The organism is Blautia sp. AM47-4 (genome assembly GCF_003479865.1).
Lineage (GTDB): Bacteria > Bacillota > Clostridia > Lachnospirales > Lachnospiraceae > Fusicatenibacter > Fusicatenibacter saccharivorans.
This window is the reverse complement of sequence record NZ_QUHY01000001.1, coordinates 34,385-45,917: the sequence shown is the minus strand read 5'-3', so window position 1 is coordinate 45,917 and position 11,533 is coordinate 34,385. Positions and strand designations below refer to the sequence as shown.

General features: G+C 47.5%; 11 protein-coding genes, 1 pseudogene and 1 riboswitch. Of the genes and pseudogenes, 8 read left to right on the top strand and 4 right to left on the bottom strand.

Translation table 11 applies throughout. From position 1 onward, the window contains the following. Window positions 1-23 precede the first annotated feature (23 nt). The 3 genes and pseudogenes from DW965_RS00220 to DW965_RS21875 all read right to left on the bottom strand — a co-directional run bounded on the left by DW965_RS00220 (window position 24) and on the right by DW965_RS21875 (window position 2,460). A complete protein-coding gene (locus DW965_RS00220) occupies window positions 24-1,139 on the bottom strand; it encodes a sensor histidine kinase (RefSeq protein WP_147398758.1) in 1,116 nt (371 codons plus the stop codon). A 104-nt stretch (window positions 1,140-1,243) separates the two neighbouring features. Beyond that, window positions 1,244-1,783 (bottom strand): hypothetical protein, encoded by a 540-nt coding sequence (locus DW965_RS00215; RefSeq protein WP_119197874.1) that lies wholly within the window; start codon window positions 1,781-1,783, stop codon window positions 1,244-1,246. After that, window positions 1,749-2,460: pseudogene (locus tag DW965_RS21875) on the bottom strand (response regulator transcription factor). The gene DW965_RS00215 and the pseudogene DW965_RS21875 overlap by 35 nt, the downstream one beginning before the upstream one ends. Before the next feature lie 364 nt (window positions 2,461-2,824). On the opposite strand from DW965_RS21875, the gene DW965_RS00205 reads away from it, so the two are divergent. The 8 genes from DW965_RS00205 to DW965_RS00175 all read left to right on the top strand — a co-directional run bounded on the left by DW965_RS00205 (window position 2,825) and on the right by DW965_RS00175 (window position 10,673). Then, the gene (locus tag DW965_RS00205) at window positions 2,825-3,760 is read left to right on the top strand and encodes an ABC transporter permease (protein WP_118595914.1); all 936 of its coding nucleotides are present in this window, start codon (window positions 2,825-2,827) and stop codon (window positions 3,758-3,760) included. Window positions 3,761-3,772: 12 nt separating this feature from the next. Further along, on the top strand, window positions 3,773-3,937 hold the full coding sequence (locus DW965_RS19480) for a hypothetical protein (protein ID WP_243036226.1): 165 nt from the start codon (window positions 3,773-3,775) through the stop codon (window positions 3,935-3,937). A gap of 38 nt (window positions 3,938-3,975) precedes the next feature. Beyond that, a complete protein-coding gene (locus tag DW965_RS00200) occupies window positions 3,976-4,635 on the top strand; it encodes a carbohydrate ABC transporter permease (RefSeq protein WP_243036224.1) in 660 nt (219 codons plus the stop codon). Between the two features lie 102 nt (window positions 4,636-4,737). Then, window positions 4,738-6,189: an extracellular solute-binding protein gene (locus DW965_RS00195; RefSeq protein WP_119197873.1), complete on the top strand. Its 1,452-nt coding sequence runs from the start codon at window positions 4,738-4,740 to the stop codon at window positions 6,187-6,189. Then, a complete protein-coding gene (locus DW965_RS00190; RefSeq protein ID WP_119197872.1) occupies window positions 6,171-6,455 on the top strand; it encodes a hypothetical protein in 285 nt (94 codons plus the stop codon). The genes DW965_RS00195 and DW965_RS00190 overlap by 19 nt, the downstream gene beginning before the upstream one ends. 195 nt (window positions 6,456-6,650) lie before the next feature. After that, complete coding sequence (locus tag DW965_RS00185) at window positions 6,651-8,384, top strand: glycoside hydrolase family 3 N-terminal domain-containing protein (RefSeq protein WP_119197871.1); 1,734 nt, start codon at window positions 6,651-6,653, stop codon at window positions 8,382-8,384. Next, window positions 8,381-9,613, top strand: a complete 1,233-nt coding sequence (locus tag DW965_RS00180; protein ID WP_119197870.1) for a glycoside hydrolase family 3 C-terminal domain-containing protein — start codon at window positions 8,381-8,383, stop codon at window positions 9,611-9,613. The genes DW965_RS00185 and DW965_RS00180 overlap by 4 nt, the downstream gene beginning before the upstream one ends. A 78-nt stretch (window positions 9,614-9,691) precedes the next feature. After that, window positions 9,692-9,820: riboswitch (FMN riboswitch) on the top strand. Window positions 9,821-10,031: 211 nt separating this feature from the next. Continuing rightward, window positions 10,032-10,673, top strand: a complete 642-nt coding sequence (locus DW965_RS00175; RefSeq protein WP_022461231.1) for an ECF transporter S component — start codon at window positions 10,032-10,034, stop codon at window positions 10,671-10,673. 287 nt (window positions 10,674-10,960) lie between these two features. Here the strand turns inward: DW965_RS00175 and DW965_RS00165 are convergent, their stop codons facing one another. Continuing rightward, on the bottom strand, window positions 10,961-11,497 hold the full coding sequence (locus DW965_RS00165; RefSeq protein ID WP_119197868.1) for a hypothetical protein: 537 nt from the start codon (window positions 11,495-11,497) through the stop codon (window positions 10,961-10,963). Between the last annotated feature and the right edge of the window lie 36 nt (window positions 11,498-11,533).

Sequence of the window (11,533 nt, the reverse complement as noted above, 5' to 3'; positions counted from 1 at the left end):
CTTCTGTCTCATTCTTATGCAAGTCAGGTTTTTGTGGCTGTTTCTCCCGCTGCAGAATCCTCGCCTGCCTCCGGGAAACGCAGGATGACTTTAAACAGATCGCCGTCTGCCGCAAGCTCCATGCGGCCGCCCATGTTGGCCGTGTAGCTTGATGCAATCGCAAGGCCAAGGCCGTGCCCCTCGCTCGTCCGTGATTCGTCGCCGCGCACAAAGCGTTCCATCATTTCCTCCGCTTCAAAATTCATCTCATAGGCGGAAATGTTTTTCATCGTCACGAAAATCTCCCCTTTTTCCTTCCCTGCGTCAATGTAAACTCTCGTTCCGCCCAGGCTGTATTTCAGGATATTTTCCACGAGGTTTTGTATCACGCGGTACATTTTCCCATTATCCCCAAGGAACGGCAGTGGCTCATCTCCGAGCGCCGTGCGGAACGACAGATTGCTCTGCGCAATCGCATCGTCCATATCGGCGAGGGTCTGCTCGATCAACCGTTTCATATCCATTTTTTCCATCTGGAATTTTTCGGTTCCGCTTGTCGATTTGGAGAGCTCGAAGAGGCTTTGGATCATCTCCTTTAGCTGTTCCTGTTTCACAGAAATCACTTCGACGTAATCCTGTGCCGCCGGTGTCAGATCCTCTTTTTTCAGAAGATCCGTATAGCCGACCATCGAGGTGAGCGGTGTTTTCAGATCGTGCGATACATTGGTAATCAGGTCAATTTTGAGACGCTCCGCCTGCATCTGTTTTTCTACGCTCTTCTGCATAGCGCTCTCAATATTTTCCAGCTCTGCAAACGCCGGATACAGCAGGGATTTTTCGGATATTTCATGGATCCGGCTTTCCATGCTGCCTTCTGCCATCGTATGGATCTGTTCCATCAAAAGGCCCATCTCCCGGTTCAGGCGACTGCGGTATGTTTTCCAGGCAAACAGAATTAAAATCAGCGTGGTCAGCCCGAGAAGAATGACAAACAGCACCTCGCCATCCATTCCGTTTATCAGTCCGGTGATCATGGTAATCACGATTAGAAGTTCCGCAATCAGTGCCACACGGAACGGCCATTTACTCTGACCGGCAAGCTGCCGTTCCAGGCTGGTCCGATCTCTGTAACGCTTCCTTTCTCTGCAAAAAAAGGACATTTCTCTCAGTTGTTTCTTTTCATAGCGACAGACAAGAATGCCGGCACTGAGAAGGAAAACGCCACAGATTCCAAAAAACAGAAGACCTGTCTGCACACACTCTATTACAGTACCCCATTCGGCAACAATGCGGTATCTGGCATAGCTGTGCCGGAGCGGCTGAAGCCATCCGAAAAAAGCAAATCCTCCGACAAGAACCAGAAGCTCATTTGGCACCTTTTCGGATTTTTCAGAAACAGCTGCTCTTTCTCTGCTTCCGCAGCGGCTCTTGCCTCAAACTGCATCTGCCGGGATTTTTCTATTTCATCTGTCTCGGACTTATCTGCGGCTGCCCCTTCGCTGCTTTTTGCTGTTTTTCCCGCTTTTTCCGGTTCGCTGCCGGCAAAAGCAGTCATTTTCGAGTTCCCGGTATTTTTTCGGAATTTCCATACCAGATACAAGGCTGCGGCTATGCCCAAAACGCCGACTACCGTCACTCCAATGCCGATACCCCATTCGATGTTGCGCCACATTCCCCATTCGAATTCACTGGCCCATTTCCGCAGAAGCCTTCCGCACAAAATCAGTACCATAGCAAGATCGAGAAGCATCCACAGCAGGATGCGTTTTTCAGTCTCCGTTAATTTTTTCAATTTTGTATCCAATTCCCCACACCACCTTTAAATATTTTGGATTTTTCGGCGTAATTTCGATTTTCTCACGAATGCGCCGGATATGAACCATGACGGTATTTTCTACGCTGTAAGCATCCTCCTGCCAGACCTGGCTGTAGATTTCTTCGGCTGAGAATACATAGCCGGGATGCTCCATCAGAAGCTCCATAATTTTGTACTCGGTTGCGGTCAGGCGAACAGGTTCACCGTCCACCAGGAGTTCTTTGGTGTTCCGGTTCAGCAGCAGACCGCCGTTTTTCAGGATATCCTGGCTTTGTGTGGTTCCGTTTGCGGCGCCTAAGGAGAAGTAACGGCGGAGCTGGGATTTAACACGGGCCATGAGTTCGGCGGTATTATACGGCTTTGTCACGTAATCATCGGCGCCCATCGAAAGTCCGATGACTTTATCGCTCTCTTCGGTTTTCGCGGAAAGCATGATAATCGGGATGTTGTTTTTTTCTCTTATTTTCATCAGCGGAAAGGCCGTTCATTTTGGGCATCATGACATCGAGCAGGATCAGATGGATCTGTTCGGTCATGAGGATGTCGAGTGCCTCCATGCCGTTGTAGGCTTTTTTTACCCTGTAGCCTTCCAGTTCTAATAGTTTGCCGAGAGATCTTACGATTTCCCGGTCGTCGTCTACGACTAATATGTTGTATTGGCTCATCTCGTTTTTCCCCTCTTGGTTCTATGGTGTTTATCATAGCAGAGAAAACGGAGATTATTTGGATAAAAAACTGACATTTTTCTTAAAATGTAATCCCCCATTACGTTTTCCTGCTTTTTTTACAAAAAAAAACACTGATTGGTAGAATTGTAAGCTGGTGTAAAAAATAAAAACAAACGCATATAAATTAGTAAAAATGCCTGCCATAGCAACTGAAAATGTGGAAAAAGATAAAAAAAGTCAATATAAGTGGACAAAATACACAATATCAAACGGGGATTTTATTTGATATAGTGTAAACATCACAAATAATCAAAGAAAATGCGTAATAAAAACGCACAAAACAACGGAAAGGATGGGGAGTATGGCGAAGGAAAAAATGAAAAAGAAAAAAGGAGAGAAAATTACCCCTGCAATCTTGTGGAAACAGCGTTGGCTGCTTGTGATGTCAGTACCATTTGTAGTCTGGCTGATTATCTTCAAGTACATTCCACTGTGGGGATGGACCATGGCATTTCAGGAGGTAAAACCTGCGACATTTGCACTTCCGATCTGGGAGAGAACCTGGGTTGGATTTCAAAATTTTACAGATGCATTCAAAGACCGTCTGTTCACACAGACATTAATCAACACATTGGGAGTAAGCTTCCTTGACATCGCGGTTGGAACGATCGCAGCAATCGCATTTGCGGTTCTTCTGAACGAGATGTTCTTTATGAAGTTCAAAAAAGTAACGCAGACCATTTCTTATCTGCCGCACTTTGTATCCTGGGTTATTATTGCAAGTATTGCAAAGAATATTTTCAACGACGGCGGTGTTGTTGACAGTATCTTCGGCAAGAACCTGCACCTGATGAGTTCCAACTCACCGCTTATCTGGGTAACCATTATCCTGATTAACTGCTGGAAAGAGGTTGGCTGGAACGCAATTATTTATCTGTCCGCCATGGCAGGTATTGATCCTGGTCTTTACGAGGCCGCTGATATGGACGGTGCAAGCCGTCTGCAGAAGATCTGGCACATCACTCTGCCGGGTATCCGACCGACCATCATCGTACTGCTGATTATGAGTATCGGTGGCGCCCTGAACGTAGGTATGGAGCGTCAGATGCTTCTTAGTAACCCGCTGGTTGAGGATCACACGATGGTACTTTCCTGGTTCTCTTATAAGAGAGGTATCGGAAACAGCAACTACGGTCTTGGTACCGCAATCGGTGTATTCCAGTCTGCAGTCAGCGTTACCCTGCTGCTGATCGCCAATAAGATTGCCGGTCTGGTAGGCGAAGATAAACTTATGTAGGAGGACGCGAATATGAACAAGAAAGCAAAAAAATTTGACTACGTACTGGCGGTAATCTTCGTATTCCTCGTCATCATCACCATTTATCCGTTCCTGAACGTACTGGCGATTTCGTTTAACGATTCTACGGATACCATTAAGAATGTAAACTTCATCATTCCGAGAAAGTTACATTAAGCAACTATAAATATGTATTTAAAGACGGCGGCATTGCAATGCCGGCTGTGATTTCTGTAACAAGAACCATCATCGGAACAATCGTAGGTATTGTATGTACCTCGATGGTTGCTTACACATTAAGCCGCAGAGACTTCGTACTCCGCAAACCATTCCAGCTTCTGTTCGTTGTTACCATGTATGTCAGTGGCGGAATGATTCCGGAATACCTTCTGATTATCCGTACCTTAAAGCTGGGCAATAACTTCATGGTATACATTCTGCCTGGTCTGATGTGGGTTTATAATATGATTCTGGTCCGCTCTTATATCGACGGACTGCCGATGGCCCTGCAGGAGGCAGCAAAGCTCGACGGAGCAAACGATTTTCAGATCTGGTATAAAGTCGTTATGCCGCTTTGTAAACCGGTTATCGCAACCGTAGGTCTGTACTATGCAGTAGGACAGTGGAACTCCTTCATGGATACTTACCTGTATGCGAAAAAACTCCCGACTCTGCAGTACAAACTGTATGAGATTATGAACCAGGCGACCATGAAAATGGACGTTCATGCAGGAACCAATGTACAGACGGCCGTAACACCAATGTCCGTACGTATGGCCGTAACGATTGTAGCAACTGTGCCGATCGTTATTGTATATCCGTTCCTTCAGAAATACTTTATCGGCGGTATGACACTTGGTTCTGTTAAAGACTGATAAAAAACAGTATTAAAAAATTTTTAGAAAAAGATGATGTTTATTCCTGCCAGGTGAAAGAAAGAGTGCAGGATGACATAAACCATTTTAAGGAGGGCTTTTATGAAAAGAAAAGTAGTATCACTCATGTTAGTATCTGCTATGGTGGCCGGAATGCTCGCAGGATGCGGTTCCGACAGTGGCAGCAGCAAGGGAGGTTCCAGCACAGAGACTGGATCAGCGGCAGAGGCAAGTTCTTCAGGCGAGACAGCAGATGATGCAGATGACAAATCTCCGATTACCTTTGAGTATTTTAACGCTGATGGTAAAAACGGCAACTGGGATAACCCGGTAGCAAAAGCAATCACAGAGGCAACAGGCGTTACACTTGATGTTTCCTATCCGGTAGCATCCCAGGGTGATGCAAAAGAAGATGTTGCGCTGATGATCGCAAATGATGAGTATCCGGACATGATTTATGCAAAAGGCTCAGCAACGGATTTGTATCAGGCAGGCGCGCTGATTGATATGACAGACCTGATTGAAAAATATGGTCCAAACATCAAAAAAATGTACGGAGCAGAGCTGGAAAAACTGAAATGGAGCCAGGATGATCCTGGAATCTATCAGCTTTCCTACGCAGGTGTAAACCAGAAAACCCTGACAACAGGCGGAAGCTGCCAGATTCAGTGGGCTGCATTAAAAGAAAACGATTATAAATATCCGAAGACACTGGATGAGTATGAAAAAATGATCAAGAGCTATCTTGCAGCACATCCAAAAACAGAAGATGGTCTGGATATGATCGGTATCACCATGAGTGCTTCTGACTGGCACTGGATGATTACCCTTGGAAACCCGGCAGGACTGATCGCTGATGCATCCCCGGATAATGGACAGTGGATCATTGACGACGAGTACAACGTACATTACAAACATGTAACAGATGAAGAGAAAGAATACTTCAAATGGCTGTGCCGTATGTACAACGAAGGTATCCTGGATCCGAACTTTGCAACGCAGACAGATGATGACTATATTGCAAAAGTTGCCAGCGGCCGTGTTGTTGCTATCACCGATGCTGAATGGCATTACAGCCAGTGCGAAGCTACTCTGGTAGCAGATGGAAAAGTAGATCAGACTTATGTTGGACTTCCTGTAACCTTAAGAGAAGATCAGGTAGAAAAAGCCCTTCTGTATCAGGGAACTACCGTTGGCTGGGGTATTGGAATTACCAAGAGCTGTGAAGATCCGGTTCGTGCCATCAAATTCCTTGACTATCTGTGCTCCGATGAAGGCAGATCCTGTATCACTGGGGTATTGAAGGCGAGAACTACTTCCTCGATGATAACGGACAGCCATATCGTACCGATGAAGAAGTTGCAAAAGCTCAGTCTGATCCGGATTATGCAAAGAATACCGGTATTGACAACTACACTGGATTCCCGATCTACGGAACAGGTTCCTACTCTGAAGACGGATTCCCATACACTCCAACTACCAAAGAGTCTGTTATTGCAAACTACAATACAGCAGAAAAAGAAGGATGCGAAGCGATGGGATTTGAGATGCTGACCGATATGTTTGCACAGCCGGAAGAGTTCGATCTTCTTCCATACTCTGCACTGTGGGCATATCAGCAGCCACAGGAACTTGCTGAGAAACAGACAATTCTGGACGAAATTGCTTGGCCGGGACTTGTTAAATGCGTAACTGGTACCGAAGATGAGTTTGATGGAAACTGGGAGAGCATGGTACAGGAGCTGACAGACAATGGTCTGGCAGATGCAGAAGAAGCTATGACAGAGTTCCTTGCTACCAAACTTGTTGATGTAGAGTAAGTAAAGCAAAAACATAAGGTTTTGCCGTTGAACGGAAGGCGGCACAAAAACATGGTCTGATATTATTAAATGTCAGGCCATGTTTTTAAATACAGCGACAGTAATGGGAAATGTGAAACATTGTAAAAAGATAACAGTATATGGAAAATCTGCAAACAATTTCATGAGACAAAATCATAGGGAGGTTTTTGAAAAATGACAGAAAAGAAGGAGTTTCAGGTAAACAAAAACACACCGTTCTGGGATGCATCACTGACGGATCAGGAAAGAATCGACTGGCTGTTAAAAGAAATGACGGTCGAAGAAAAACTGGGATACCTCGCCAGCTCTTCCCCGGATCTGCCGCGCCTTGGCATCCCGGGAGTCTCTGTGGGCGGTGAGGCGGCACACGGCGTTGAGGGCAGAAACGATCAGAACGGTCTTGGAAAACCGGATGTGACAACATCCTTCCCGCAGCCGATCGGTATGAGTGCATCCTGGGACCCGGAGCTGATCAGGCAGGCCGGTGAAGTGACGGGAACGGAGGCGCGTGTCGTATGGCACCGCCATGAGGGCCATGGACTCAGCAGATGGGCTCCGACCGTTGATCTTGAGCGCGATCCGAGATGGGGAAGAAACGAAGAAGGTTACGGAGAGGATCCTGTGCTGACCGGAAAAATGGCCGGTGCTTATATCCGGGGAATGCAGGGCGATGATCCGAAGTATCTGCGCTGTGCAGCGACCTTAAAGCATTTCTATGGAAACAATACGGAGGTCGGCCGCGGATGGAAAAATTCTTCCATTGACCCGCGGAACAAATATGAGCTGTATCTGGAGCCATTCCGCAGATGTATTGAGGATGGCGGCGCAGAGGGCATTATGACGGCATATAACAAGATCAACGGAACGATCGGTATCCTGAATCCGGAAGTGACCGATATTCTGAAAAAACAGTACGGTCTCCGTCACGTTGTCAGCGACGGCGGTGCGATGGGACTTGTCGTGAATCTGCATCACTATTTCGGACAGCATGCGGAGACGATCGCAACGGCGCTGAAAGCCGGTGTGGATGCCATGTCTGACGATCCGCGTATGGTAGAGCAGGCGGCACGCGAGGCATATGAGCTTGGCATTCTGAAAGAAAAGGATATGGACCGCTCTATTCGCTGTATGATGGAGACGAAGCTTCGTCTCGGCGTTTATGATCGGGAAAACCTGAATCCGTATGACCGCGTGACCGAGGACGATATCGATTCCCCGAAGGCACGTGAAATCTGCAAAGAGCTGAGCCGTGAATCGATCGTACTTCTGAAAAATGAGAACGGGGCGCTGCCGCTTGACAAAGCTCTGAAAGCAGAAGATATTGCCATTGTCGGACCGCTTGGTGATGCATGGTATCAGGACTGGTACGGCGGAACGGCACCATACCGCACAACCTTCCTGCAGGGGATGGAAGTACTGAAGCAGGAGAACATTACATTCGCGGATGGTCTGGATCGCGTTGTTTTCCGCTGTGATGGAAAAGGTCTTGCCGTAGCAGAAGACGGAACACTTCAGATGGCAGATGAGCCGGATGTGTTTATCAAGGAATACTGGGGTGAGGGAAGCTATACGTTCAAGAGTGTCCGTACCGGAAAATACCTCGGCGCAAGACTCTCAGAGTCGCAGGGAGAAAAGCCGAAAATGGGACAGATCGCGGCAGACCGCGAGGAAGCCTTCGACTGGTTTGTGATGGAGATTTTCCACGTGGAGCCGCAGGAGGATGGCAGCGTTGTGCTGACCAACCGTTTCCATTACCCGGTTTATAGAGATGTGGAGGGATTTTTCTCCTTCGAGCAGACGGAGGGAATTCCGATTACGATGGAGGTTGTCGAAAACGGAATTGAAAAAGCAGTTGCTGCAGTCCGGGGCAAAAAGCAGGTTTACTTGCGCTCGGCTGTAACTCCGTGATCAATGCAAAAGAGGAGATCGACCGCAACACACTGGAGCTGCCAGATGAGCAGGAGATGCTGCTTGACCGGATCGCAGCGGCCAATCCGAATACCGTTCTGGTGCTGTTTACGAATTATCCGTACACACTTCAGAAAGCGATGGAAAAACTGCCGGCGATCATCATGTCTGCAACGGGAAGCCAGGATATGGGAAGCGCAATGGCAGAAGCTGTGCTTGGAACCTATGCACCGGCCGGTCGTCTGAATATGACCTGGTATGAGAGTATCGATCAGCTGCCGGACATTGACAATTACGACATCATCAAAGGAAAAAGAACGTACCGCTATTTCGACGGGAAGGTATTGTATCCATTCGGCTATGGCCTGACGTATACCACATTTGCGTATGAGAACTATAAGGTTTCCTTAAAAGACGACCGTCTGCTGCAGATCTCTCTCGATGTGAGAAATACGGGCGATACCGCAAGCGACGAGGTCGTCCAGATCTACGGTTCCGCTCTGGAATCCTGCGTGAAGAAACCAATCTGCCAGCTGCTTGATTTTGTTCGTGTGAAAAACATTGCCCCGGGCGAGACGCGACACGTTGCACTGGAAATCCCGGTAGAGGAGCTTCGCTTCTACGATGTCATCAACCGCAGACTGATGGTAGAAGAGGGAACGTATGAAATCTATGCAGGCGCGTCCTGCAAGGATAAAGCCGTTTCCACAGAAATCTTTATTCCGGGCGGAAAAAGGGGAGTACGCGATCTGAGTGCATTTACCGCGGCAGACCACTACGATGATTACGAGAACATGTATCTGACGGAAGGCCACTTCAATTTCAAGGCAGTCCGCGTGCAGGATGAGACGAAAGAAGGTGTTCTCGTTTACCGTGACTGTGATCTTTCCGATGCTGCTGTTCTGGCACTTCATGTGAAGAGTGAACGCGGCGGCAGTGTGGAAGCCTTTGTGGACAGTGTTTCAATGGGAAGCTTTACCGGTGACACAAGAACCTGCGAGTTCCGCAGTGCTCCGAAACTGGACCGCTATGCGGAGAAAGAAATAAAAGAGCGCAACCGGTACCGCGAGCCGGTTTATGAGGATATTGAAATTTCCCTCGCAGACAGACCGCAGACGGACGGCGCATCTGAGATCCGTCTCGTCCTGAAGGGAGATATGCGGATCTGCTATCTGCGTGTGCTGAAAAATAAGAGCACAGGAAAAATTCAGATGGGCGTAGCAAACTAACCAGATAATGTATTGTCTAAAAAAAGTATTGACAAATTGTGTGAATATGAATAAAATATTCCTGTAAAAACAAAATACGGAGATCTTCAGGGCAGGGTGTGATTCCCTACTGGCGGTATAGTCCGCGACCCGCTGCGATATCAAACAGCGGCTGACTCGGTGCAACTCCGGGACCAACAGTTAAAGTCTGGATGAAAGAAGATGAAATAAAGTTTATTTGCATGGAAATATTTGTGTGCCCTGAATTCAAGAAAAGGAATTCAGGGCACTTTTTTTCGCGGGCAACGAGCCAAAGTCCGTGCTTGCACGAGACCTTGGCGACTGCCGCGAAAACGAGTTCAAATTCGTGGAGCGTATTTGGACTCGTTACTTCCGGCAGAACCGGTCAAGATCTCCAGAAAGAAGGAGAAATGCAGTTATGAATGCACAGACAACAGCAAAACAGACATCAAAGATGTCGCAAATCGGAAAAACCCGTTACATGGTACAGGTGGCAATGCTCGGCGCCGCCGCAGTCGTATTGATGTTTTTTGACATCCCGCTTCCGTTTGCCCCGAGTTTCTACAAGATTGATTTAAGCGAAGTTCCGGTGCTGATCGGAGCCTTTGCGATGGGACCTCTTGCCGGAGCTGCGATTGAGCTGATTAAGATTCTGCTGAACCTTGTTATGAAAGGAAGTACCACCGCAGGTGTTGGCGAAGTAGCAAACTTCCTGATCGGCTGCGCGTATGTTATGCCGGCCGCATGGATCTACAAAACACAGAAAACCAAGAAAAATGCCATGATCGGTATGGCAGTCGGAACTGTATTTCTGGCAGCAGCCGGCGGTCTTCTGAACGCTTTTGTACTGCTTCCGGCTTATGCAGCAGCCTTTGGAATGCCGATGGATGCCCTTGTGGGAATGGGATCTGCAGTCAACAAAGCAATTACAAGCCTTCCGACCTTTGTTCTGTTTGCCGTTGTACCGTTTAATATCATCAAAGGTGTTGTGGTATCACTGGTAACCATGCTTCTGTACAAGCACATCAGCAGACTGCTGAAGGGTGAGGCGATGAATTAGTTCATCATTTCCGAAATCATTTTTGTAAACGGAGAATCCAATAAATACATTGTAGAGAGACGGACAAAATGCAGAGAGAAATCCTCTGTTTTTTGTCCGTCTTTTAAAATTTTCGGGGAATGGCGGCAATGGATTGCCCACACAGGTCTTTTAGTAGTACAATGAAGCATAATCGATAAAAGAAAATACACAGCGAAATTGGAAAGGAGCGCAAAAAAAGAGATCCGCACATTGGCTGAAATCTCTTTTCTATCACATTTTAATATTGTTATTATGTCTCGAAACTGTTAAGCGCTTTCCAGATGTTCCATCACTTGAACGCCCCATTTAAAAAGGGCGGTTCGCATGGCGAAGGTCAGGACTGCGGTAAGCAGAATCATCACGCTCGTGGTGATGTGGATGTTGAGGTGAAGTTTTCCGTACAGCAGGTAGCCGGCTCCGATCAGGATTGCGCCGACGGTGAGGTCGATGAGGACGGAGATCAGGGAGCGGTTGTTGGATTTTATGGCGGCGGTTTCGTTTTCCCAGTTTAATTTCGGAAATGCAAGGTCAAAAAGGAGCTGTTCATAGTTGACGAACAGGGTAAATAAAACCGTGATCACCGTGGTGTAAAGAAGGGTCGCCGGGTGCAGACCGAAGACGACAGCAATCATGTTGAAGACCAGAGCGTACGGCAAGGTGCCAAGGAGACTGATCAGGATGCCGCTTACCAGCATGGCACGGATCTGGTCGTGATAGCTCATCGGAATGCATTTCATATAGATGTATTCGCTGCCCTTTCGGGACATCGCTGTGGCGGAGATCACGCAGAACATGGACATCATGACGGCGATTCCGGCGGCGGTAAGGACGGCAACTGC